General features: G+C 44.1%; 23 protein-coding genes. 5 read left to right on the top strand and 18 right to left on the bottom strand.

The window, feature by feature from the left end; genetic code table 11:
- Positions 1 to 42 precede the first annotated feature (42 nt).
- The 5 genes from WDV75_RS13620 to WDV75_RS13640 form a co-directional block, all read right to left on the bottom strand.
- Positions 43 to 741, bottom strand: a complete 699-nt coding sequence (locus WDV75_RS13620) for a DedA family protein (protein WP_189758861.1) — start codon at positions 739 to 741, stop codon at positions 43 to 45.
- 46 nt (positions 742 to 787) lie between these two features.
- Positions 788 to 1,627 (bottom strand): tRNA pseudouridine(38-40) synthase TruA, encoded by an 840-nt coding sequence (gene truA, locus WDV75_RS13625; RefSeq protein ID WP_273558280.1) that lies wholly within the window; start codon positions 1,625 to 1,627, stop codon positions 788 to 790.
- Entirely contained in the window at positions 1,627 to 2,637 is a 1,011-nt protein-coding gene (locus WDV75_RS13630; RefSeq protein WP_273558279.1) for an aspartate-semialdehyde dehydrogenase, read from the bottom strand. The genes truA and WDV75_RS13630 overlap by 1 nt, the downstream gene beginning before the upstream one ends.
- A 54-nt stretch (positions 2,638 to 2,691) precedes the next feature.
- Entirely contained in the window at positions 2,692 to 3,819 is a 1,128-nt protein-coding gene (gene pdxB / locus WDV75_RS13635; RefSeq protein ID WP_273558278.1) for a 4-phosphoerythronate dehydrogenase PdxB, read from the bottom strand.
- Between the two features lie 157 nt (positions 3,820 to 3,976).
- Positions 3,977 to 4,726 (bottom strand): AraC family transcriptional regulator, encoded by a 750-nt coding sequence (locus WDV75_RS13640; RefSeq protein WP_273558277.1) that lies wholly within the window; start codon positions 4,724 to 4,726, stop codon positions 3,977 to 3,979.
- A gap of 130 nt (positions 4,727 to 4,856) precedes the next feature.
- Between WDV75_RS13640 and WDV75_RS13645 the strand changes: the two genes are divergently transcribed.
- Positions 4,857 to 5,756: a DMT family transporter gene (locus tag WDV75_RS13645; protein WP_273558276.1), complete on the top strand. Its 900-nt coding sequence runs from the start codon at positions 4,857 to 4,859 to the stop codon at positions 5,754 to 5,756.
- Here the strand turns inward: WDV75_RS13645 and WDV75_RS13650 are convergent.
- Both WDV75_RS13650 and tctD read right to left on the bottom strand, forming a co-directional pair.
- The gene (locus WDV75_RS13650; protein ID WP_273558275.1) at positions 5,709 to 7,130 is read right to left on the bottom strand and encodes a sensor histidine kinase; all 1,422 of its coding nucleotides are present in this window, start codon (positions 7,128 to 7,130) and stop codon (positions 5,709 to 5,711) included. The two genes, WDV75_RS13645 and WDV75_RS13650, sit on opposite strands and share 48 nt — an antisense overlap.
- The gene (gene tctD, locus WDV75_RS13655) at positions 7,130 to 7,795 is read right to left on the bottom strand and encodes a transcriptional regulator TctD (RefSeq protein WP_273558274.1); all 666 of its coding nucleotides are present in this window, start codon (positions 7,793 to 7,795) and stop codon (positions 7,130 to 7,132) included. The genes WDV75_RS13650 and tctD overlap by 1 nt, the downstream gene beginning before the upstream one ends.
- Positions 7,796 to 8,079: 284 nt before the next feature.
- Between tctD and WDV75_RS13660 the strand changes: the two genes are divergently transcribed.
- The 3 genes from WDV75_RS13660 to WDV75_RS13670 are packed head-to-tail and all read left to right on the top strand — an operon-like array spanning position 8,080 to position 11,018.
- Positions 8,080 to 9,054 carry a Bug family tripartite tricarboxylate transporter substrate binding protein gene (locus tag WDV75_RS13660; RefSeq protein WP_273558273.1) on the top strand — a complete coding sequence of 325 codons (975 nt, stop codon included), beginning with the start codon at positions 8,080 to 8,082 and terminating at the stop codon, positions 9,052 to 9,054.
- A 13-nt stretch (positions 9,055 to 9,067) separates the two neighbouring features.
- Entirely contained in the window at positions 9,068 to 9,499 is a 432-nt protein-coding gene (locus WDV75_RS13665; RefSeq protein WP_273558272.1) for a tripartite tricarboxylate transporter TctB family protein, read from the top strand.
- A gap of 10 nt (positions 9,500 to 9,509) precedes the next feature.
- The gene (locus WDV75_RS13670; protein ID WP_273558271.1) at positions 9,510 to 11,018 is read left to right on the top strand and encodes a tripartite tricarboxylate transporter permease; all 1,509 of its coding nucleotides are present in this window, start codon (positions 9,510 to 9,512) and stop codon (positions 11,016 to 11,018) included.
- 131 nt (positions 11,019 to 11,149) lie between these two features.
- Here WDV75_RS13670 and fabB read toward each other — a convergent pair whose 3' ends face one another.
- Positions 11,150 to 12,364, bottom strand: a complete 1,215-nt coding sequence (fabB, locus tag WDV75_RS13675) for a beta-ketoacyl-ACP synthase I (protein ID WP_189758850.1) — start codon at positions 12,362 to 12,364, stop codon at positions 11,150 to 11,152.
- Between the two features lie 204 nt (positions 12,365 to 12,568).
- On the opposite strand from fabB, the gene mnmC reads away from it, so the two are divergent.
- The gene (gene mnmC / locus WDV75_RS13680) at positions 12,569 to 14,617 is read left to right on the top strand and encodes a bifunctional tRNA (5-methylaminomethyl-2-thiouridine)(34)-methyltransferase MnmD/FAD-dependent 5-carboxymethylaminomethyl-2-thiouridine(34) oxidoreductase MnmC (protein WP_273558270.1); all 2,049 of its coding nucleotides are present in this window, start codon (positions 12,569 to 12,571) and stop codon (positions 14,615 to 14,617) included.
- Between the two features lie 98 nt (positions 14,618 to 14,715).
- Here mnmC and WDV75_RS13685 read toward each other — a convergent pair whose 3' ends face one another.
- From WDV75_RS13685 to hutU, 10 genes are all read right to left on the bottom strand, one after another.
- Complete coding sequence (locus WDV75_RS13685) at positions 14,716 to 15,258, bottom strand: GNAT family N-acetyltransferase (RefSeq protein WP_273558269.1); 543 nt, start codon at positions 15,256 to 15,258, stop codon at positions 14,716 to 14,718.
- Positions 15,255 to 15,776: a hypothetical protein gene (locus WDV75_RS13690; RefSeq protein ID WP_273558268.1), complete on the bottom strand. Its 522-nt coding sequence runs from the start codon at positions 15,774 to 15,776 to the stop codon at positions 15,255 to 15,257. The genes WDV75_RS13685 and WDV75_RS13690 overlap by 4 nt, the downstream gene beginning before the upstream one ends.
- A gap of 806 nt (positions 15,777 to 16,582) precedes the next feature.
- On the bottom strand, positions 16,583 to 16,858 hold the full coding sequence (locus WDV75_RS13695; protein ID WP_273558267.1) for a YfcL family protein: 276 nt from the start codon (positions 16,856 to 16,858) through the stop codon (positions 16,583 to 16,585).
- A gap of 21 nt (positions 16,859 to 16,879) precedes the next feature.
- On the bottom strand, positions 16,880 to 17,431 hold the full coding sequence (locus WDV75_RS13700) for an elongation factor P hydroxylase (RefSeq protein ID WP_189758847.1): 552 nt from the start codon (positions 17,429 to 17,431) through the stop codon (positions 16,880 to 16,882).
- A gap of 21 nt (positions 17,432 to 17,452) precedes the next feature.
- Positions 17,453 to 18,253, bottom strand: coding sequence for a sulfite exporter TauE/SafE family protein (locus tag WDV75_RS13705; RefSeq protein ID WP_273558266.1), 801 nt, complete (start codon positions 18,251 to 18,253; stop codon positions 17,453 to 17,455).
- 67 nt (positions 18,254 to 18,320) lie between these two features.
- Entirely contained in the window at positions 18,321 to 19,412 is a 1,092-nt protein-coding gene (aroC, locus tag WDV75_RS13710; RefSeq protein ID WP_273558265.1) for a chorismate synthase, read from the bottom strand.
- 315 nt (positions 19,413 to 19,727) lie between these two features.
- Positions 19,728 to 20,663: a 50S ribosomal protein L3 N(5)-glutamine methyltransferase gene (gene prmB, locus WDV75_RS13715; RefSeq protein ID WP_273558264.1), complete on the bottom strand. Its 936-nt coding sequence runs from the start codon at positions 20,661 to 20,663 to the stop codon at positions 19,728 to 19,730.
- Between the two features lie 107 nt (positions 20,664 to 20,770).
- On the bottom strand, positions 20,771 to 22,135 hold the full coding sequence (locus WDV75_RS13720; protein ID WP_189758843.1) for an amino acid permease: 1,365 nt from the start codon (positions 22,133 to 22,135) through the stop codon (positions 20,771 to 20,773).
- 92 nt (positions 22,136 to 22,227) lie between these two features.
- Complete coding sequence (hutH, locus tag WDV75_RS13725) at positions 22,228 to 23,760, bottom strand: histidine ammonia-lyase (RefSeq protein WP_273558263.1); 1,533 nt, start codon at positions 23,758 to 23,760, stop codon at positions 22,228 to 22,230.
- A gap of 14 nt (positions 23,761 to 23,774) precedes the next feature.
- A complete protein-coding gene (gene hutU / locus WDV75_RS13730; protein ID WP_273558262.1) occupies positions 23,775 to 25,469 on the bottom strand; it encodes a urocanate hydratase in 1,695 nt (564 codons plus the stop codon).
- Between the last annotated feature and the right edge of the window lie 206 nt (positions 25,470 to 25,675).

A 25,675-nucleotide genomic window follows, 5' to 3' on the forward strand; every position in this document is an offset into this window, starting at 1 on the left:
CTCAAACCTGTTTACGGTTATCGATTTATCTATCTTCTATTTTTATCTATCTACTGCACTGCTTGCTGCTTTTTTCGATGCAGCACGACGATGGCGCCAAATTTCTATGATGCCAGGCAAAATAGAGATAAAAATAATAGCAACAATCAATAATTTCAGATTTTGCTGTATAACTGGCATATCACCAAATAAATAACCGGCATAAGTGAATAATAGCACCCAGATAAATGCACCGATGACATTATAAGCAGCAAAGTGGCGGTAAGACATTTTCCCCATTCCTGCAACAAACGGTGCAAACGTTCTCACAATTGGCACAAACCGAGCCAAAATTATGGCTTTTCCACCATGTTTTTCATAAAACTCATGGGTTTTATCTAAATAACTGCGGCGAAAAATCTTTGAATTGGGATTGGTAAATAATTTCTCACCAAAAATTCTGCCAATGGTATAGTTGATAGCATCACCAATAATCGCGGCTGTAATCATCAAAGCGACCATGACGTGCACATTCAGATCATTAGAATCTAATGCAGATAGTGCGCCAGCCACAAACAGCAAGGAATCCCCTGGCAAAAATGGCGTGACCACCAGACCTGTTTCACAAAATATAATCAGAAATAGGATGCCATAAACCCAATCACCATAACTGGCAACTAATTCAGCTAAATGAGCATCAATGTGTAAAATAAAATCGACAATGAATTTCGCAAAATCAACAAAATGAGTTAAAAACTCCATAATATTCCTCGTTATGGCCAAACATCCCTGTCACTATTCGAAAATGTCAGATTAAATGATTTGCCAGAAATAGTGGCCCCATGACAGGTTCAGGTAAACCAAAACGCTCAGGATAATCCACAGCAACTAAATATAAGCCTTCAGCCTTAGCAGTGGCTGCCGCTTTTGTCCTGTCTTTCAGCGCCAATAATTCAGCCATCCAACCAATATCCTGGTTACCGCAACCAATCTCCAGCAGGCTGCCAACGATATTGCGTACCATGTGATGCACGAACGCATTCGCCTTAATGTCCACGACAATATAGTGCCCATGCCGACTAACGTTAATATGCATCATATTGCGCCACGGTGAATTGGATTGGCACTGTACTGCCCGGAAAGAAGTAAAGTCATTTTCTCCCAACAAGCTCTGTGCCGCTTCATGCATTTTTTTCTCATCCAATGGATAATGAAAACGCGTGACACCGTGCGCCAATACCGCTGGACGATAACGATGGTTAAAAATCACATAGCGATAACGGCGAGCAGTTGCACTGAAACGGGCATGGAATTCATCATCCACCGTTTTAACCCAACGTACTGCAATATCCGCAGGTAAATGGGTATTTACCCCCATTGTCCATGCGGCATCTTTACGTTGGGACGAGGTTTCAAAATGCACGACCTGGCCGGTCGCGTGTACCCCTGCATCCGTTCTACCTGCACAAAAAACTGAAATCGGCTCATTCGCAACTTTCGACAGGGCTTTTTCCAGGCATTCCTGTACGCTTTTCACTTCTTGCTGACGCTGCCAACCATAATATCGACTGCCGTCATATTCAATCCCCAGTGCAATTTTTACTTTTTTTGCCTCTGGCACAGACTGACTCAGCTCTGTATCAGACATCAGTAAAATTGCTCCTGCATCAGCTTTTCAGCGATTTCAACCGCCATCAAAGCACCCCCGAAACGGATATTATCGGCAACTGACCAGAATTGCAGCATCTCAGGCATTCCGTAATCGTTACGCAGACAACCTATGCTCAAACTATCACTGCCCGAAGCATCCGTTACCTGAGTCGGGTAATCACCCTCTTCTGAAACGTGAATATCGTCAAGGCGTTCAAATTCACTACGGGCTTCTTCTATGCCAACCGGACGCAACGTTTCCAAATTCACCATTTGGGCAATGCCATAGAAAACAGAAGATTGGACACAACTTACCGAAACCGGCAATCCTTCATCCTGTAATACTTTGCGAATTTGATCGACAATCCGGCGCTCTTCGCGCACTACACCTTCAGCATCAGGCAACAAAGGCAGCAAATTGAAAGCCAATTGTTTGCTGAAACGACCTTCATCCGGTGGAATGCCATTTAATAAACGAGCACTCTGCCCTGCCAGTTCATCAATAGCGGCTTTGCCATAAACAGAAACTGGCAAGATATTGGTCAAATGTAAACGGGCAATGCCAGCCGTATCGATTAATGGCTTGATGGCAGTCAGAACCTGGCTAGTTGAGCTATCTGCCACTGCAATGATGTTACGGTTACGATATTCTGCCAATGCATAAGGGTTAACGCCAGGAACAACCAGAGGCACATCTGGCTCTGCGGCAAACAAGCCGCTGCTATCGATCACCAGACAACCAGATTCTGTTGCTTTTTCAATATATTGTGCCGTTGTTTCCATCGTCGCAGCAAAAAAAGCAAGTTGTACCTGTGACCAGTCAAACTCTGCCGCATCACGAACCGTGATATTTTTTCCGTTAAAACGCTGGATCTTTCCAACACTTTGTTCACTGGCAAGAAGATGCAGTTCACCAACCGGAAATTGACGTTCCTGTAATAACGCCAATATCGCTTCACCTACTGCGCCCGTTGCACCCAAAAGCGCAATATTCCAACCTTCTGACATGTTGGTTTTCTCCACTTCTCTTATTTTACTGACAGACAGGGGTTCCTGCCTGTATTAAATCACTTTTGCATTAAATCCAAGTCTGGACAGTAATTGAGCACTCTCTTCTGAGTCACAATGCACGGTCAGTGAAGACCATTCCCGACGATCTGGATAGTATTTGCGTAATCGATCAAAAGCGCCCTCCTGATCCGCAACCTGACGTAAGGGCGCATCATCACGGCGCACATCATACACTAAATGCATCAAACGCTTGAGGAGACTTTGTGTCACCTCCCCTCGCACGGTGACCTGACTGAAATCGGGTGTTGGCAACAGATCAGCCAATTCCGTCTTGCGCGGTTGCCCCAGGAATTCACAATAAGCCTCAAAAACCTGAGTTGTCCCCCGTGCTTTGCCTTCCAGGGTATAGCCGGCAATATGTGGGGTCGCAATATCAACCAACGCTAGCAGGGGTAGAGAAAGGTTAGGCTCTACTTCCCAAACATCAAGCACTGTGCGTAACCTTTTTCCATTTTGCAGCGCGGAAAGTAACGCTTGATTATCAACCACCTCACCACGGCTGGCATTAATCAAAATACAGTTGTCCGGTAATGCAGAGAGTAATGCTGCATCAGCCAAATGATACGTCTGGTATGGGCCAGAGTGATTAAGAGGGGTATGGAAAGTTAGAATATCCGCTTCTTGCACCAATTTTTCTAAAGGCCAAAACGCCCCTTCATCACCACGATCTGCGCGGGGAGGATCGCACAGTAAGGTCTTCACGCCCAAGGCCGTCAGTCGATCAGCTAAACGTCCTCCAACATTACCAACACCGACAATACCGACAGTTTTGTCTTTAAGCTGAAATTGATCGCGCTCAGCCAATAGCATCAATGCCGAGAAGACATACTCAACCACGGCAATCGCGTTACATCCAGGCGCGGCGGAAAAACCAATCCCTGCCTGAGATAACCATTGCTGATCAATATGATCCATTCCCGCCGTGGCCGTCCCGACAAATTTCACCGAACTGCCCTGCAACAAAGATTCATTGACTTTAGTGACAGATCGAACCATAAAGGCATCAGCATGTTCCAAAATTCCCTCGGGCACTGGGCGCCCTGGAATTGCCTGCACTTCACCTAATTGCTGGAAGAGTTGTTCAGCATAAGGCATATTTTCATCAACTAAGATTTTCACTTTTCTCATCCAATGGCTTAAATGGGCGTGATCCATTATTCTGCCATTTTATCTGTATAAAACCTATATACCAATCTAACTTCAAGATGCGTATGATTTCTCCCCGCTTCGCGGAAAGATATTAAGACGCATCTTGAAAGGCGATTGGTATAGGCTTTCAGCCTTTTCTGAAACGTTCTGGTGTTGTGCCCGCAATCTGTTGAAACATGGCGATAAAAGCCGATGATGAGCTATAACCCACATCAAACGCGATTTCGTGAATACTTTTCCCCTGTTCCAATAAAGAGATGGCATGGAGAAAACGCAACCGTTGCCGCCATTCACTAAATGACATGCCCAATTCTTGCTTACAACGCCGCGATAAAGTTCTCTCTGAGGTATAACGCTTTTTAGCCCACTCCGCTAACGAGGTATTATCCGCCGGATTGCGTTCCAACATCTGTAATACGGGAGCGAGCAACTTATCTTTTGAGGAAGGCAAATAGGTACACTGACTTGGTGACAACTCCAACTGATCAATCAATATACGTGCCAGCCGCCGATCTTTTTCTGTTTCCAACTGCCGGATCTTTCGCTGAAAAAAATCCACCATAATGGCATTGAAGATACCACTCAAACGGATAAGGCAAGGTTGTTGCGGCAAGGTCTCCGTCCATTGGGGGGAAATGTCAATGATCCAAAATCGCATCGCCTTCCGGTTATAACTTGAATGGGCGATATTTTTCGGTATCCAGATACAAAACTCTGGTGGAGCAAGAAAACGCTGCTTTCCCACCTGCGTTTCCATGACGCCACAAACGACATAAATTAATTGACCGAAAGGATGTGTATGTAACCGACATTCAGTATCAGCATTCAATGTTTCATCACGAAAAGAGAGGATATCTGGCATAATTGGCTGAAACATAACTTGATTTGCCTCCAAGGGTAATATCTTGTCTTAATAGCCACATCTGTTGTCTGATTATCAATATATATAATAAATCGGTCATTGCTAAACTAAACAGACAAACTACTTACCTAAATAATCCAATTCAATGAAGAACTTATTATTCCCCCTTGTCGCTGTGCTGATCTGGTCAATCAACGCCGTTGTCAGCAAAGCTGCTGCCACTCATATTGAACCTGCTGCAATTTCTTTTTACCGATGGTTTATTGCCTTTTTGGTTCTGACGCCTTTTCTTTTATTGCCAGTCCTACAACAGCGGAAAATCATTGCTCAATATTGGTGGAAGCTCTTGATTTTGGGTTCTCTGGGTATGGTGCTTAACCAAAGCCTGGCATATTATGCAGCCCACACCGTCAGCGCGACAATCATCGGGATTTTCACTTCATTAATCCCCCTGTTAACTGTCATTATCAGTATCTTTGCCTTACGGGTTACCCCCACTGTTGGTATCACTCTCGGCACTGTACTCTCTCTGTTTGGGCTTGTATGGCTGGTCAGCAAAGGGGAACCCGCTTCCCTATTGCAACAGGGTTTGGGTATTGGAGAAGTGATGATGTTTATTGCCGCCGCTTCTTATGCCTTGTATGGAGTTTTAACCAAACGTTGGGCAATTCCATTAGCCAACTGGCAATCACTCTATGCCCAAATTGGGTTTGGCGTTTTATTGCTTTTGCCCAATTTCATGATGGCAGATGATATCCAGTTAACGACCGATAATATTTCCCTTGTTCTGTTTGCTGGTATTCCTGCCTCCATTATTGCTCCCTATTTGTGGATACAAGGTGTCACCCGCATTGGCGCAAACATGACTGCAATTTTTATGAATCTGGCGCCCGTATTTACTGCCATTATTGCTATCGTGGCTCTCCATGAAGAAATGCACAGTTACCATTTAATTGGGGGAGGTGTTGTTTTGGCCGGTGTGATACTCGCGCAACAGTTACGTATCCCGCTCACGCGCAGAAAGCCTGATTATAATTCTCACTAATAACCCACCCAACACCTCACTGGGTAAAAGCTGGAGAGCGGCATTGTGATACTGGCAAATTTCTTTAACAATAGTCAGCCCTAATCCCGTCCCCTCCAGCCCAGCAGCGTTGTCTAAACGGTTAAATGCCATTAGCGATTGGTGAATATCTTCTTGAGCGATCCCCGAACCTGAATCATCGATCTCAAGGCAAGCGTGTTTTTTATCTGGCATTATACTCACCCTTCCCGTTACCACGCCCATTTGCGGGGTATATTTGATGGCATTGTCCAGCAAGTTAGCGCACATTTCTGCTAACAATAGCGGATCTCCCCTGATCCATGAAGCCTCTTCCCCTTCGTAGCCTAAGTCAATGTTTTTGCTCTCTGCTTGCTGTAAACGAGAAAAGCAAACTTGTTGCAACAGCGCCACGATATTGACCGGCTGATAATTTTGTATTGCCTCTTTTTCATGCACTCTAAGTTGTGAAAGTTGCAGCAGGCGATCAGTCAGCACGATCATATTATCCAAACTCTTATCAATTGCCGTCAGTATGCTATCCCTCTGTTCCAGATCCTGGTTGCCACGTGCTACTGCAACCTGTGTTTTCAATACTGCTAAAGGCGTTCTTAATTGATGAGAAGCATCCGCACTGAATCGTTCTTGGCGTCCAACCATTAATGCCAACCGGTTAAGCGATTGCAGTAAGGGAGCAAGCTCGGACCACGGTAAAATATCCGGTAATGGCGTTAGATCATTAGCAGAACGCAGGCTCATCATGCCTGAAAGTTTCCGCAGCGGTTTAAGCAGGAGTTTGAGTAAGATGTAAGCAAGGAATAATGCCAATAATACGACAGCCCCTTGATTAACAAGCGAAGACAGCAGTAATTGGTGAGCCATATCTTGACGGGAGGTCACCGTTTCCGCCACCAATATCAACGCCATCCCCATGACGTTACCTTCATTGATGGGTTGATACAATCCCACTACACGTATAGTCTGCCCCTGATATTCCGCATCATAAAAATAAGCCAATGCCGTATATAAGGGTGAACGTTGGACGTTCTGCGGTATTTGGGGAAGATCATCATAACCGGAAATCGTCTTGCCTTCCGGTGAGATAACCTGGTAGTACAGACGATCATTCGTATTGCGCTCGAAACTGTCCAAGACAACATAAGGTACGTCAACGATTAAGTTCTGGTCCCGAACAGTCAAGCGTTCAGCAACAGTTCTTGCTGATGCAAGCAGTGTTCTGTCATAAGCCAACATTGCTGCATTTCTCACGCTGGCATACTGGCTATAAACAGAAGCACAGCCCAGTAATAGCAAAGGGACCCCCAGGAACAGTAATAACTGGTGGAATAACGATCGCGGTATTTTCAGATACTTCATTATGTCAGCTGCTCCAACCGATATCCCAACCCACGCAATGTCTTGATCTCTACATCACTGTTGAGTAATTTTTTTCGTAACCGATGAACATACAGCTCTATGCTTTGTGGATTGGCCTCATCCGATAGGGAAAACACCTGCTCAAACAGCTGCTGTTTAGAAACCGGACGCCTTCGACGATGAAATAATGTTGTTAACACAGACAATTCTCTGGGAGTCAGTGCCAACGGTACATTGTTCAGCACAAAATACCCTTCGCCTTCATAAGTCAATGAACCAAATTTCTGTGCCTCTTGTGGTATAGCTGAACTGCGACGCAACAACGCACGAATACGGGCTTCCAGTTCTTGAAAATCAAAAGGCTTGGTTAAATAATCATCGGCACCGGAATTCAATCCTTTCACACGATCCGTAACTTCTGTTTTAGCAGTCAATAACAACACGGGTAAGTTTTGACCACGCTTACGCAACCGCGATAACAGAGACAAACCATCCAATCTAGGTAAAGCCACATCCAGAATCAACAACGCATAATTTTCAGTCTGCAAAAGCTGATCTGCCACGATACCATCTTCCGCCAGATCAACCACAAACCCAGCATTATTCAATGCCTTCTGTAACCAATGTGATAATTCTGGGTGATCTTCAACTAATAAGAGCCTCATTGAATAATACCTATTGTTAAAAATTAACCAGAGAAATAAAGCGGAGATATCACATAATTGCAATATTAAGATTTAGCAATTGCCTAGGGGTTAACAAAAAAACATGAATACAAACAAACCGTTAACGTAATTATGTAAAACACTACGCAAATTAAGCGATTGAGGTCACATCCAGACAACTTTTTTGTTAATGAAAGGTAATTGAAAGGTTTCGTTTTTATAAATAAACAGGCACCAGAAATTTGTCATTCATATCCTTTACTGGTGCTATGTGAGGAATAAAAATGAGAACTTTTAAAATATTAGTAGCCACTGCAAGCCTGTTTATTTGCGCCTGCGCTTTTGCAACTTCTGCTCCCAATAGAACCGAATGTATTGCACCCGCCAAACCTGGTGGAGGTTTTGATTTAACCTGCAAACTCATCCAAATTTCACTATTAGAAACTAAAACTATCGATTCTCCCATGCGGGTGACATTTATGCCCGGCGGTGTCGGCGCAGTTGCCTATAACGCCATTATTGCTCAACGGCCTGCGGAAGCCGGCACTATCGTCGCCTTTTCCGGCGGTTCCTTATTGAATCTTGCACAAGGCAAATTTGGTCGCTACAACGTCAATGACGTGCGCTGGCTCGCCAGTGTCGGTACAGATTATGGCATGATTGCGGTGCGCAAGGATTCTCCCTACAAAACGCTGACAGATTTGATGGAGGCGTTTAAAAAAGCGCCCGATAGTATTGTGTTTGGCGCAGGTGCTTCCATCGGTAGTCAAGACTGGATGAAAACCGCATTACTGGCAAAAGAGGTTGGTGTCGATCCCCGCAAAATGCGCTATGTCGCGTTTGAAGGTGGTGGTGAACCTATCACCGCCCTGTTGGGTAATCATATCCAAGTCGTATCCGGTGATTTAAGTGAAACCTTACCTTATCTCAATGGCGATAAAATTCGCATACTGGCTGTTTATGCCGATAAACGCTTAGACGGCGATCTGGCAAAAATTCCAACAGCAAAAGAACAAGGTTATAACCTTATTTGGCCAATTATTCGCGGTTTTTATATGGGGCCAAAAGTTTCTGATGAGCAATATCAATGGTGGGTAGATACCTTTAAAAATCTCCAACAAACTGATGAATTCAAAAAACAACGTGAACTACGCGGATTATTTGAATTCAATATGGCAGGCAAAGAGCTGGATGACTATGTGAAAAAACAGGTTATTCAATACCATGAAATGGCCAAATCCTTTGGTTTAGCAAAATAACAGGGATAGCATCATGAGCGATCGTATCTTTGCTATTGTATGGCTGCTGCTATGTGGAATAGGGTTGGTCGTTGGATGGGGTATCCATAGTGAATATAGCTATGAACCTCTAGGCCCCCGCCCATTTCCAATTGTTATTATTTCATTAATGGCACTCTGTGCTTTTCTATTGCTGTTAAAAAAACCTGATCCTGTTTACTGGCCGACACCACAAGTGTTACGTCGCTTAGTTTTATTGATTGCCACACTAACCATTTATGCATGGTCATTTGAGTGGTTGGGTTTTCCACTCGCAACTACGTTATTGACTATCTGTGTGGCACGACTCTTTAACGCCACACTCCTTGCTGCAATTATTTCCGGTTTAGTTCTCGGTAGTTCACTCTTTTTTGCTTTTGATCGTCTGTTAGAAGTCACGCTGCCCGTCGGCAGTTGGCTCAGCTAAGGAGACAACAATGGATACTTGGATATATCTGAGCCATGGTTTTGAAGTCGCATTAGTACCCAAAAACTTGGTCATTGCATTGATAGGCTGTTTTATCGGTACTGTCGTTGGGTTACTGCCCGGTCTTGGTCCTATAAATGGGGTAGCTATCCTGCTGCCTTTGGCTTTTGCATTAAAATTACCTGCTGAATCTGCCCTGATCTTATTGGCAACTGTCTACATTGGTTGTGAGTATGGCGGCCGTATCTCTTCAATCTTACTGAATGTACCGGGAGATGCCGCTGCCATTATGACAACGCTTGATGGCTACCCGATGGCAAAACAGGGGCGAGCGGGCGTTGCACTCTCTATCTCTGCCGTTAGTTCGTTTTGTGGCTCACTTTTGGCTATCACGGGTATCATTTTATTTGCTCCACTTTTGGCACAGTGGTCTTTAGCTTTCGGGCCGGCTGAATACTTTGCACTCATGGTATTTGCCATTGCTTGCCTCGGCAGTATGATGAGCCAAAATCCTATCAAATCACTCCTTGCCGCCTTAATCGGTTTGGCCTTGGCAACCGTGGGCGTAGATGCCAACACCGGCGTTTACCGTTTCACCTTTGATAACGTGCACCTCTCCGATGGTATTCAATTCATTGTTGTCGTTATTGGCCTATTTTCAGTCAGCGAAATTTTATTGATGCTGGAGAGTACTTCTGCGGGGCAAAAAGTCATTAGCCAGACAGGACGCTTGTTATTCAATAGAAAAGAAGCCGCAACGTGTGTAGGACCAACTTTACGCTCCTCAGTCATTGGCTTTTTTGTGGGAATATTACCTGGTGCAGGGGCGACAATCGCCAGTGCAATAACCTACATGACAGAAAAGCGGATCAGCGGTAACAGTGATTCATTTGGCAAAGGTGATATCCGCGGTGTAGCTGCACCAGAGGCCGCGAATAACGCATCAGCTTGTGGTTCATTTATCCCTATGCTGACTCTCGGTGTACCCGGCTCAGGTACAACTGCTGTGATGCTGGGTGCTTTGACACTCTACAACATCACCCCAGGTCCTACCATGTTCACCGAACAACCTGATATCGTCTGGGGGCTTATTGCTGCTTTGTTGATCGCTAATGTTTTGTTACTGATCATGAACATCCCAATGATTGGCTTATTTACCCGTATGCTCAGTATCCCAATGTGGTTTTTGGTTCCTGCAATAGCTATCGTTTCCGCAGTGGGCGTATATGCCATCCACAGTACCACTTTTGATCTGATGTTAATGGTCGGATTAGGCGTTTTTGGCTATATACTGCGAAAAATGAATTTCCCAATGTCACCACTGATCTTAGGTTTCGTCTTAGGCGAAATGCTGGAACAAAACCTACGACGGGCACTCTCAATCAGCAATGGAGATTTTGAGATCTTATGGAGTAGTACTATCACACAAGTTTTGCTGATTCTGGCGGTATTGGTCATTGTTATTCCGCCAATTCTGCGCATCATTAATAAACGCCGCAATAAAATCACGGCGCTTTAATAAAAATAGCCAATCCACATAATCAATGGATTGGCTATACCCATCTAACTTCAAGATGCGTGTGGTTCCATATCGTGTTGTAAATTGCAACTTGAAGTTTAATGCGTATAAGTTTTTTATTACTTTAAAAATTAGTTTGAATACTTGCGCATCACCAGGGATGCATTTGTACCACCAAACCCGAAGCTATTGGACATCACTGTCCTTAGCTCGCGTTTGGTAGGTTCAGTAATAATATTCATGCCCTGTGCTTTTTCATCCAGGTTTTCAATATTAATGCTTGGTGCAATAATGCCATGCTCTAACATTAACAAACTATAAATCGCTTCATGGGCACCCGCTGCACCCAATGAATGCCCTGTCATCGCTTTAGTCGCGGAAATGGCAGGTGTGTTGTCACCAAAAACTTCTCTAATAGCTTCCAGTTCTTTCAAGTCGCCAACTGGTGTCGAAGTTCCGTGGGTATTGATGTAATCGATTCCCCCTTCAACACCGTCTAATGCCATTTTCATACAACGCACAGCGCCTTCTCCAGAAGGGGCGACCATATCTGCACCATCTGAATTTGCCCCATAACCGATAATTTCAGCATAAATATGTGCACCACGGGCTAATGCGTGTTCTAATTCTTCAACAACAACAATACCGCCACCACCCGCGATCACGAAACCATCGCGGTTTTGATCATAAGTACGGGAGGCTTGTTCTGGTGTTTCATTATATTTAGTGGAAAGTGCTCCCATTGCATCAAACTCACAAGCCATTTCCCAGCTTAATTCTTCACCACCACCGGCAAAAATAATATCTTGCTTACCGAGTTGGATTAATTCAACGGCATGACCGATGCAATGTGCAGAAGTTGAACAGGCAGAACTGATGGAGTAGTTGACGCCCTTGATCTTAAACGGTGTTGCCAAACACGCTGATACGCCAGAAGCCATTGCCCGTGTGACCATATAAGGGCCAACGCCACGTAACCCACGGGCACGCATACCATCTGAACCTGCGACTTGGTTATAGGGAGAGCCTCCTCCTGAACCGACAACCAATCCAGTACGAAGATTAGAAACTTGTTCATCGGACAGGCCGGAATCTTTAATTGCCTCATCCATTGCCAGATAAGCATAAATAGATGCGTCACTCATGAAACGTAAAGTTTTGCGGTCAATCAAACCAGAAGTATCCAGTTTTACATTTCCCCAAACATGGCTGCGCATGCCTATTTCTTTAAATTTTTCTGAGAAAGTTATCCCGGAACGGCCCTCTTTCAGAGATTCCAGCACCTCTTTCTGGTTATTACCAATACTGGAAACAATACCCAGGCCGGTGATCACTGCACGTTTCATTACTTACCTCATCAATATGTTTACCTGCGGGATTTATTCACCTGCACTTTAGCTTACACTTGTACGCCGAACAAGTCCGATCAGGTTAAAAATTCAAGGAAAAATTGATCTTGACTCAACTTTGAAACTTTACCATGGGTGGTGCAACTAAACGAAGACCGTTAAAATCCACCTATTATTGTTATCAACAGTACAGGCATTATTGTGAAAAGCAGCGCTATCAGCAACGCAACCCTAAGCTGGAATGAGCAGGGCACCCCCATTTCAGAGCAGTTTGATGATGTTTATTTTTCAAATCAAGATGGCTTGGAAGAAACATTATATGTATTTTTGAAAGGCAATCATTTTCCTCAACGTTTTAATACACATTCCCGTCCAGAGTGTGTTATTGCAGAAACTGGATTCGGTACTGGATTGAATTTCCTGACACTTTGTCAATCTTTCTCTCATTTTAGACAACAATATCCTGAAGCTGTATTAAAACGGCTACATTACATCAGTTTTGAAAAATACCCATTAAAACCCATTGACCTGAAAACAGCACATCAACGTTGGCCAGAACTGAAAACGTTTTCTGAGCAATTATGCCAACAATGGCCCTTACCACTGGCAGGCTGCCATAGATTAATCCTGGATAATGGCGCTATTACCCTGGATCTTTGGTTTGGCGATGTAAATGATCTATTACCGAAAATAAGTTCAAGCCTGACAGGGAAAATTGATGCCTGGTTTTTAGATGGTTTTGCACCAGCAAAAAATCCACAAATGTGGAGTGAACAGCTGTTCGCTGCAATGGCCAAATTTTGTCGTCCTGAAGGAACTTTTGCGACCTTTACTTCCGCCGGAACAGTCCGCCGAGGATTGCAGGCAGCAGGCTTTAATGTCACTAAGGTTAAAGGCTTTGGGCGTAAAAGAGAGATGCTAACTGGCACCTTATCTCCATCAAGTGGCCCACTTCACTTACCTTATGCACCCTGGTTTTCTCGCAAAGCCGCTACCTGTACCGATGACATTGCCATCATCGGTGGAGGTATTGCCAGTGCATTAACCGCACTTGCCCTATTGCGCCGTGGCGCCAAAGTCACACTATATTGCCAGGATGAACAACCTGCCCAAAATGCATCCGGCAATCAACAAGGGGCCATTTATCCCCTATTGAATGGTAATAGTGATCCGTTAGAACGTTTCTTTACATCAGCATTTACTTTTGCCCGCCGTCAGTACGATCAATTAATTGACGAAAATGTATCGTTTGACCATCAATGGTGTGGTGTCAGCCAATTAGCTTATGATGAAAAAAGCGCAAATAAAATCAGCAAAATGCTACGGACAGCATGGCCAGAAGACATTGCGCTTGGTATGAACCGCAACCAATTAAGCCATGTCAGTGGAATAGATGTGAATTATGCTGGCATTCACTACCCACAGGGAGGATGGTTATCCCCTGCTCAACTCACTCAAGCGGTGATTAAACTGGCTGAACAACGCGGAATGCAGGTTTATTTTAATCATAAAGTAATTCAGCTTATCCAGGGTGAAAACGGCTGGCAATTGCAGCTTGAACATAAGGAAAACCTGCAATGCAAGGCTCACAAAGTTGTCATTATTGCCAATGGCCACTGTCTGCCACAATTTGAACAGACTAAAAAACTCCCTGTAACCGCTGTTCGCGGTCAGGTTAGCCATATTCCAACCACAGATAGCCTGAGCCAATTGAAAAGCGTACTGTGCTACGATGGCTACATGACTCCCGTTAATCCTAATAACCAATATCACTGTATCGGTGCCAGTTATCAACGCAACCAGTTGGATACACGGTATTCGTCTATCGAGCAACAAGAAAACCGAGATCGTTTATTAAAATGTTTCCCTGATGTTGATTGGCCACAGGAAATTGACATTTCAGAAGAGAAGTCTCGTCAGGGTATCCGATGTGTCATCCGGGATCATATGCCAATGATCGGGAATGTTCCTGCTTTCAATGAGCTTATGGATAAATATGCAAATTTATCTCTGCAAATAAACACGAATAAGATGATTGAAGAATCTCCTTGTTATCCAGATTTATTTGTTCTTGGTGTGTTAGGTTCACGTGGATTATGTTCTGCTCCTTTAAGCGCAGAATTATTGGCTAGCCAAATTTTCGGGGAACCTCTCCCACTTGATGACGAAACATTAGCGGCTTTACACCCAAATCGCTTTTGGGTGAGAAAGCTATTACGTGGCAAAGCGGTAAGAACAGAAAAACCTTAAAGTAGTTTATGTTGTGCACCAGACATGGGAAAATTATGTCTGGTGTAAATCCCAAGATTTTTATTCCCCAAATCGATATCATTTTCAAATTCAGTAAGTTACTTAGGTATAGTCGTCACAGTAAGCAAACGTCTCATTGCACAACGTTGTTCTTCAGCAAATCCATAATCGATTTCACTTTGTCGTATTTGCTGTAATGACTCAGAAAGTTGCTGTGACTCTAAGATCTCAAACCCCAATTTATGATAGAAGGGTGCATTCCAGTTAACATAACGAAAAGTTGTCAATGTCACAGCGTTAAGATGGCGCTGTTCAGCAACCTGAATAACTTTTTCAATCAATGCTTTTCCAATACCTTTTCTCTGCCAATTTTCATGCACTGAAAGCTCCATAATATGTAAGCCATCATCTAACGGCTTAGCTAAAATAAAGCCAACAGGCAGAGCATCTTCATTAAGGGCAACCCAGCTATTGCCTTGCGCAATATAGTCCAAATGTTGCTGCTCCGTTTGCACATGACCATCGGCTATCCAAGCCAGCTCGGGTATAAACCTAAACAATTTCGCAGCAGAACGTTCTATTGCGGGTAATTGGCTTACATCTGATTTTTGTGTTAAGCGAATAGAAGACCTTGTGTTCAAATCATAAACCTCATTGTTGCAATAATGACACCAGAAAAACCAAACATCATGGTGACCATCCATTTGGTTTGAGCAACTATTTTGTTGGATAGCTCCTCATTTAGAGTTGATATTTTCTGATGTATAGATGAGATATCACCTCGTATAGAAGATATCTCACCACGTACAGCTATCATATCCTTCTGCAAGATCGATACGTCATTACGTATAGAAGCTATTTCACTTCTCAGCGAGGACATATCACTACGCACAGATGATATCTCCTTGTAAATCAGTGAACTAACCATTTCAATATCCGTTTTTGTTGCATAGTTTGATTTTATAACAGCAACATCCATTTTGATTTGAGCAACGTCTGATTCCAGATTCTCAACTCTTTTTTCCAATGTTATATTCATCGATTTTTTCTCAGCAAATCTTAATACGTCATAATTTATAGGTTCAGGTAATAAAAGTGCTTTGTTATTTTCAGCATACTCTCTGTCACCACTTTGAATAAAGTTTCTTCCTAGTTTCATGTCACTATCTCCTGAAATATCCTTTTCTAGTTTTGACTTACCAAGAGAAATTTATTTGTTTTTTAATCTTAGCCCTTATTGACTTTTAACTTATAAACCCTCTTAAATCAGTGAGTTAGTTAAGTAAAAACCTCTTTATTTCCCTGTGTGTCATGACCAAAAGCTTAGCATCATTATTTATTTTAATCATCAGTCGTTCCATTAATAACATGATTATTTAAAAGCAATGATAAATAATTATATTCATACTCGTTAAAATCTAACATATTTATACATCATTTTAACGTGACATAAAAAAAATCCTCTTAGATTAAGGTAATAAATAGAATGTCATTATTTTAGACATCATTTATATTTAATTTAATTCAATATATTAACACCCTAATTATTTTAATACACCAATCCAACCTCAAGTTTCAGCTTGAAAATCAATGCTATTATTTATATCTCCCCGCGTAGCGAGGGGATATAAAATGCATCTTGAAAGGCGGTGGGTATATAACAACATTGTTCCAGCAAGGAGTGCTTAAAGCTATATTTTGGACAAATTTAACCGTCAGATAACTCTACTTTATATTTACTATAAAAAACTCAATAAAGATTTCATTATCACCATTTATTCTCATTATTGAGATGCACTACGCATTTTTTTGTCGTTGAAGATAGGGGATTACTCAGTCCGAGCAAAAATAAAGGGCTATCTGAATAGCCCTAAATAAAGTTATTTTTATATATCCATCTAACTTCAAGATGCGTGTGATTTCATATCGTGTTGCCACTTGAAGTTTAATGCGTATATTAAAGAATTACTCTTTCGCACCATCCAGCAGTTTTTGCCAGGTCGCCAAAACCAAAACTTGATCTGGTGGAGTCAGTTCTCCCACTTTAATGGCTTTGTGGATGCTTTCTTCAACACGCTGATGAAGCTGTTCGACCGTATTTGCACCTTCTTGCTCTAATTCAGCAACAGCTAATGTCAGATGCCCGCGGAGGTAACCACCAGCAAATAATTCATCATCACTGGCCTGTTCAACCATATCATCAATTTGCGCCAGAATGCGTGTTTCAAACTCTGCGAGCATTATTTTTTCCTCAACATCAAATTAATTAGCAAAGCGATCTTCCGGATAAGGAAAATGCTCTGCTTTTAGTGGAGGCGTATTGTAGAACGATTGCAGACCTTGAATAAAGCGTGCAGCTCGTGCAGGTATCCCATTTTCAAGGTATTGCATGACTTGTACATGCACTTTCCGCTGAAAAACAAGGCGATCCGGCTCAAAATCACCTTCAAGGTTGTCACAACTGACATTAAAGGGAAATCCCGCAGCTACACAGAATAACCACTCCAGCGATTGTGGCTTAATCTCTACCTTTTCAAACGCTTCCTGAGTTTGAGCGTCACGCCCATCAGGGCAGTACCAGTAACCAAAATCGATCAGTTTGCGACGCTCTTCACCCGCAATACACCAATGAGAAATTTCATGTAATCCACTGGCATAAAATCCGTGGGCGAACACTATCCGGTTAAAGTCCACTTCATCATCTGCAGGCAGATAAATTGGCTCATCGTCACCTTTTATCAGACGAGTGTTGTAGTCATTACTAAAGCAATTATCAAAAATTTCAATCAGTTGTTGATAATGATGTGCGGTCATGTATTAATGCCAGATCCTAAATCAAAAATAAAATGCCAGCCAAGAACGGACAGTATCTCCGTGCTGATCATAAAGAAGTTTGATGCTCATCAAGAAGGAAATTGTCACTAACAGCGGACGGATGAGTTTCTTCCCTTTGCTCAACACCAAACTCGCCCCTAATCGCGCACCGATTATTTGCCCTACCAGCATCACAACGCCCGCCAGCCATAAGATCTGTCCACCAAGCACAAAGAATCCCAAGGCTCCGAGGTTAGATGCAAAGTTCAGTACCTTGGCATGAGCCGTCGCTTTCGCCAAATTGTAACCACAAAGCATGACATAAGAGAGTGCGAAAAACGATCCCGTTCCTGGCCCAAACACGCCATCGTAAAAACCAATGCCACAGCCGGCAAGGCAACCAAACGCAATTGAGCCAATACGACGTTGCCGATCTTCGGCACCAATACTCGGTACTAATAGGAAATAAAGGCCGATAATGATCACTAATGCCGGCAATAAATAACGCAGAAAATCCGGTGACACAAATTGAACCAACAACGCGCCCAACATGGCGCCAATTATCGTCATGACGATAGCAAAACGCTGGGAACGCAAATCGACTACACCACGGCGGATAAAATAAAGGCTGGCAGAGAAAGAACTACCTATAGCCTGTAACTTACTTGTTGCCAATGCCTGGACCGGAGAAACCCCCACCGATAGCAACGCAGGAATGGTCAATAATCCACCGCCCCCTGCAATAGAATCGATAAACCCCGCCACCAGCGCAACCAAAAAGAGGAGACCGTAAATTTCCGGCCCCAATAATGACCATTCCATTATGCATTTCACCAGAAAACTGCTTGCTTATTCTCATGATACCTTTCAGCATCAACCGAAGCAGGTATCAAAAGCCTCTTCCCAGCCTACCAACGTTCACATCAGCACACTGTGCCCGCTGGCGCAGTAAGTGATCCATCAGCACAATCGCCATCATGGCTTCTGCGATAGGTACGGCGCGAATACCAACACAAGGATCGTGGCGGCCGCGAGTCACCATATCCACTTCTTCTCCCTGACGAGTGATAGTTCTGCCTGGCACCATAATGCTGGATGTCGGTTTCAAGGCAATATGCGCAATAATTGGCTGACTACTACTAATTCCGCCTAAAATGCCGCCAGCATGGTTACTGGTAAACCCCTGCGTCGTCATTTCATCACGGTTTTCACTGCCACGTAAATTGATAACACCGAAACCATCACCAATTTCAACACCTTTGACTGCGTTAATGCTCATCAAAGCATGGGCAATGTCTGCATCCAAACGGTCAAAAACCGGTTCCCCTAATCCCGCAGGAACGTTTTCGGCAACCACACTGACTTTCGCACCAATGGAATCTCCCTCTTTTTTCAATGTCCGGAGTAATTCATCAAGCTGCGTCAACTTACTTGCATCCGGGCAGAAAAAAGGATTCTGTTCAACCAGATCCCAATCTTTCAGTTCACAATGAATATCGCCCATCTGAGTCAGGCAAGCACGAATAAGAATACCGTGTTTTTCGAATAGATATTTTTTAGCTATTGCCCCTGCTGCAACGCGCATGGCAGTTTCACGGGCAGATGAACGCCCGCCACCACGGTAATCTCGCATCCCATATTTCTGTTCATAGGTATAGTCAGCATGACCTGGGCGGAAAACATCTTTAATCGCACTGTAATCTTGTGAACGCTGATCGGTGTTTTCAATCATCAGGCCAATGCTAGTACCTGTTGTTACGCCGTTAAAAACGCCAGAAAGAATACGAACCTGATCGGGTTCACGACGCTGTGTCGTATAACGGGAGGTTCCCGGACGACGCCTGTCTAAATCGATTTGTAAGTCAGCTTCTGTAATAGCAATACCTGGTGGAACACCATCGACAATACATCCCAGTGCGATCCCGTGAGATTCACCAAACGTGGTGACACGAAAAAACTGCCCAATACTATTTCCTGCCATTCCTAGCCTGCCATTATTCTCTGTGCATTTAAAAAGAGTGAATAACAATAACTCACCCAATGATTAAAACCTATCATATTCCAGTAATTTTATTTGCCTTTTATACGCATTAAACTTCAAGTTGCAATTTACAATATGCTATGAAACCTAATATCTCCCCGCTTTGCGGGGAGATATCACACGCATCTTAAAGTTAGATGGGTATATCCTTAATCTTTCGAGCAACAATATTGCTAGTTACGACTCGAAATCCACTGGATATTGATACAATTTATATGAAATAGCCGTTTTAACCACTGGATGAATGAGAAAATATCAGTCTTTGAATGGCTGGAAATATTCCTGATATTCAACAAGCTGCTGGCGAGTCAGCACGAAAACACCGTCACCATAATCATGTTTGAATGTCAGCCATTTGAAGGGGACTTCCGGGTATTGCTCAATCAGGTGGACCATACTGTTACCTACTTCACATACCACAATTCCCTCTTCTGAAAGGAAATCCGGGGCAGTTGCCAAAATACGACGAACCAAATCCAACCCATCAATACCTGCAGCCATGGCTAATGTAGGTTCATGATCGTATTCCTGAGGAAAATCACTCATATCTTCTTCATCGACATAAGGAGGATTAGTGACAATGATGTCGTATTTCACCGGTGGTATATCATGAAATAGATCTGAACGGATCGGGATTACACGATGAGAAAGTTTATGATTCTCTATATTTATTTCTGCCACTTCCAAAGCATCAGGAGAAATATCAACAGCATCAACTTCGGCTTCTGGGAAGGCATGGGCACAGGCGATTGCAATACACCCGCTTCCGGTACAAAGATCCAAAATTGTCGATGGCTGACGTGAGATAAGCCCTTCAAAATGCTCTTCAATCACATCTCTAATCAGTGAACGTGGAATCAAAACGCGCTCATCGACATAGAATTCATGACCACAGAACCAAGCTCGATTTATCAAATAAGCAACAGGAACACGTTCGTTAATACGACGCAAGACAAGTTCCACGATGCGTTGACGCTCTGTTGATGTCAGGCGTGAAGCCAGCATTGAATCAGGAACATCCATAGGCAAACGCAATGAAGGGAGAACTAACTGCAAAGCTTCATCCCACGGATTACATGCCGTATGTCCACAATAGATACCCGATTCGCTAAAACGGCTAGTAGACCAACGCAACATATCTAAAATGGTACGCAGTTCTGCAACAGCCTCATCGGCTACGATCTTATCCAAAAAACACCTCCAAACAACAAAAGATATATCAGCTCGCTAGTTTGCCATGATCCAGAACACAAATCAGCTTTCTTAACACAGCGTTATTTTAGGGTGATATAGGAGGGTTAGCCATGACTTGGTTTTTTCACCCATAAATAATAGCTAATAGTCAATAATACTATCCATACTATCCCTACGTATAACGCAATCCGAGTATTTGGGAAATAACCTAATACCGCAATAACAAATCCCATAAACGCAATAGCCAACGTTGGCGCAACAGGCCAGAAGGGAACAGGGAATTTAAGCTGTCTGGCCTCTTCTGCGGGCATCTTCCGGCGCATGATATATTGTGACAGCAGAATCATCAGCCATACCCACACAGTTGCAAATGTTGCGATGGAAGCAATAATGACGAAAACTTTTTCCGGCAACAAGTAATTCAAGAGGACGCCCACCAACAAAATTCCTGACATTGCCAGCACCGTCACCCACGGTACTCCATTTTTAGTCAGTTGGGTAAACGAGGCTGGAGCCTGTTTTTCTTGCGCCATGCCATACATCATCCGTCCGGCACCAAAAATATCACTGTTGATCGCGGAAATTGCGGCAGTAATGACGACAATATTTAAAATATTGGCTGCGGAATCAATTCCCAAGCTGGAGAAGATTTGGACAAACGGGCTGCCATTTTGCCCCACTTGGTTCCACGGATAAATGCACATCAAAACAAACAGCGTAAGGACATAGAACAATAAGATACGGAATGGGACCGCATTGATTGCACGTGGGATGGATTTTTCTGGATTTTTAGCTTCACTGGCAGTGATACCAATAACCTCAATGCCACCAAAGGCAAACATCACGACCGTAAACGAGGCAATCACTCCCGCTATGCCGTTTGGCATAAATCCACCATGTTCCCATAAATTCGACAGGCCGGTGACATGCTCGGCTTCCTGACCAAACCCATACATCATGATGGCAAAACCGCCGACAATCATGGCGATAATCGCAACAACCTTGATGATGGACAGCCAAAATTCCATTTCACCAAATACCTTCACATTGCATAGGTTGATTGCACCAATAAAAAAGACAATGCCAAGTACCCAAATCCACTGGTCAACATGGGGAAACCAGAGCTTCATATAGATGCCAAATGCAGTGACGTCAGCAAGGCAAACGACCAGCATTTCAAAAACGTAAGTCCATCCGGTCAGAAAACCCGCCAATGGCCCTAAATACTGGGTGGCATAATAAGAGAAAGAGCCTGGCGCGGAGCGATGTACCGCCATTTCCCCCAATGCCCGCATGACCATAAATACAGCTGCACCGCCAATGGCGTAAGCTAGCAATACCGCAGGCCCTGCGGCTTTAATGGCTCCCGCTGAACCATAGAAAAGACCGGTGCCAATTGCCGAACCCAGAGCCATAAACCGAATGTGGCGAACACTTAATCCTCGTTTGAGTTGTGAAATGTTTTGCATGATTTATCCTTATGTCTTTTATTATTAGATTGGAAGAGATAAATACTACGATAAGGCCGGAGCTTATCCGGCCTAAGACGGTGAGTCTGTACTTAGTTTTCTAAGATATTCCCAGCAGGCAACAAGGCAGAAAGTTGCTGTTCGGCCAACAACTGAATTGCTGCATCAATATCCGGGGCGAAAAAGCGATCTTTATCATAATGTGCAACTTTATTGCGGAGAATATGGCGGGCTTTTTCCAATATCGGACTACTCGTCAAGCCATGACGAAAATCCATGCCCTGGCAAGCCGTTAGCCATTCAATCGCTAAGATCCCTCGCACATTATCTGCCATCTCCCATAAACGACGCCCCGCGGCGGGTGCCATTGAAACGTGATCTTCCTGATTGGCAGAGGTTGGCAAACTATCAACACTGGAAGGATGCGCCAGCGCCTTGTTCTCACTTGCCAGCGCAGCCGCAGTCACCTGTGCAATCATGAAACCGGAGTTAACACCGCTGTTTTCAACTAAGAATGGCGGCAACTGGGACATATTGCTGTCCATCAACAAGGCAATGCGGCGTTCTGACAATGAACCTATTTCTGCCAGAGCAATAGCCAGATTATCCGATGCCATCGCGACCGGTTCAGCGTGGAAATTACCCCCAGAAATCACCTCATCTTCTTCAGTAAAGACCAGCGGATTATCAGAGACGGCATTGGCTTCAACCATAATGACATCAGCCGCATGGCGGATTTGGGCTAAACAAGCGCCCATCACTTGAGGCTGACAGCGTAATGAATAAGGATCCTGAACTTTCGGGCAGTTTTTATGGGATTCACAAATCTCACTTTGTTCTCCCAATGCCAAACGGTAAAGGGCTGCCACATCAATCTGGCCTTTCTGCCCACGGACTTCATGGATACGAGCATCAAAGGGTTTACGGGAGCCAAGAGCGGCTTCAACAGACATGGCGCCACAAACAATCGCTGATGCGAGTAAATCTTCGGCAGCAAATAGTCCTTTTAAGGCGAAGGCGGTAGAAGCTTGTGTACCATTGAGCAGTGCCAATCCTTCTTTGGCGACAAGACACATCGGCTCAAGTCCCGCTTTTTCCAGTGCTACTTTTGCCGGCAGCCATTCGCCACGATAATGGGCTTTCCCTTCTCCCAACAATAACAAGCTCATATGCGCTAATGGTGCTAAGTCACCCGAAGCCCCTACTGAACCTTTACTTGGAATACAGGGATAAACTTCAGCGTTGACCAAGGCAACCAATCCCTGGATCACGCCCAGACGAATGCCGGAATAACCACGGGCAAGGCTATTGATTTTCAACACCATAATCAATCGGACAATTTTATCCGGCAGAGGCTCCCCCACACCCGCCGCATGTGACAACACAATAGAACGCTGCAATTCTTCCAAATCTTGTTCTGCAATACGGGTATTCGCCAGCAAACCAAAACCGGTATTGATACCATAAGCCGTTTTATTTTCACTGATAATGCGGTTCACGCAAGCAACACTGCTCTCAATGGCAGGAAAGCATTGTTCGTCCAAACTAATGTGAACAGGATGCTGATAAACATGACGTAATTCTTCAAGTGTCATTTTTCCCGGATGAATAGTGATATTTTTCATTCTAACAACGCTCCTTATTTCGCATCAGTCACTGGCAGGTTTAACATTGGCAAGTTTAGCCCTTGCTCTTTCGCACACTGGATAGCCAATTCATAGCCCGCATCAGCATGACGCATAACTCCCGTTGCCGGATCATTGTGTAATACACGGGCAATGCGTTCAGCCGCTTCATCCGTTCCATCACAAACAATGACCATGCCGGAATGTTGAGAGAATCCCATACCAACGCCCCCACCATGATGCAAAGAAACCCACGTCGCACCACTGGCTGTATTAAGTAAAGCATTCAGCAATGGCCAGTCAGAAACAGCGTCGGAACCATCTTGCATGGATTCAGTTTCACGATTAGGGCTGGCGACAGAGCCAGAATCCAAATGATCACGGCCAATCACGATTGGGGCGGAAAGTTCCCCACGGCGAACCATTTCATTGAATGCTAATCCTAATTTGGCGCGATCGCCCAATCCCACCCAACAGATACGCGCAGGCAAGCCCTGGAAACTGATGCGCTCTCTTGCCATATCTAACCAACGGTGTAAATGGTCATCATTCGGCAGCAACGCTTTTACCTTGGCATCAGTTTTATAAATATCTTCAGGATCACCGGAAAGCGCCGCCCAACGGAAAGGTCCGATACCGCGACAGAACAGAGGACGAATGTAAGCGGGAACAAATCCAGGAAAATCAAAGGCGTGCTCAACACCTACCTCTTTCGCCATTTGGCGGATATTATTGCCATAATCAAAAGTAGGTATACCCTGTTTCTGGAAAGCCAGCATAGCTTCAACATGTGCGGCCATTGACGCTTTTGCCGCTTGGATCACCACTTCTGGCTCACTTTCAGCACGGCGGCAATATGCTTCCCATGTCCAGCCAGCCGGTAAGTAACCATGTAATGGATCATGGGCGCTGGTTTGGTCTGTCACCATATCAGGATGCACACCACGGCGTACCAGCTCAGGTAAAATCTCTGAAGCATTACCACACAATGCTATCGAAATTGCTTTACCTTCCTGGGTATAACGTTCAATACGCGCCAAAGCATCATCCAGATCAACGGCCTGTTCATCCACATATTTAGTACGCAGACGAAAGTCAATGCGGCTTTGTTGGCACTCTATGGTTAATGAAGAGGCACCGGCCAATGTCGCAGCCAGTGGCTGTGCTCCGCCCATTCCCCCCAAACCCGCTGTCAGTATCCAACGTCCGGTCAAATTGCCGTTGTAGTGTTGGCGGCCTGCTTCGACAAAAGTTTCGTAAGTTCCCTGAACAATGCCCTGGCTTCCGATGTAAATCCAACTACCGGCGGTCATCTGGCCATACATAGCCAGCCCTTTGGCATCCAGTTCGTTAAAATGTTCCCATGTCGCCCAGTGTGGCACCAAGTTCGAGTTGGCAATTAATACACGCGGGGCATTTTCATGTGTTTTAAACACCCCCACAGGTTTTCCTGATTGCACCAACAGGGTTTCGTCATTTTCCAGATCCTTTAAGGTTTCAACGATTTTTTCATAGCATTCCCAGTTTCTGGCTGCACGACCAATTCCACCATACACCACCAATTCACAGGGATTTTCCGCCACATCGGGATCAAGGTTATTCATGAGCATACGAAGTGGTGCTTCGGTTAGCCAACTTTTTGCTGTGAGTTGTGTCCCTCTGGGAGCACGAATGGTTACGTTGCTGAATTTATTATTTTGCGTCGTCACGGTTTTTTCCTATCTCATCGTTGTGAATTTTGTTAATTGTATAGTTGTATATACATGTACATTCAATAGGCAAAAATGTGACAGAGATAAAGTTAATAATGCGGTAAAAATATTTTTTTGATTAAAATCAAAAAGATGATATTGATTTATTTCGTGATAAGCAGGGGGATATTTTTGCTGGTTTTGTGTTTAACATCACATTGATT

The sequence above is a fragment of the Xenorhabdus griffiniae genome (assembly GCF_037265215.1).
Taxonomy (GTDB): Bacteria; Pseudomonadota; Gammaproteobacteria; order Enterobacterales; family Enterobacteriaceae; genus Xenorhabdus; species Xenorhabdus griffiniae.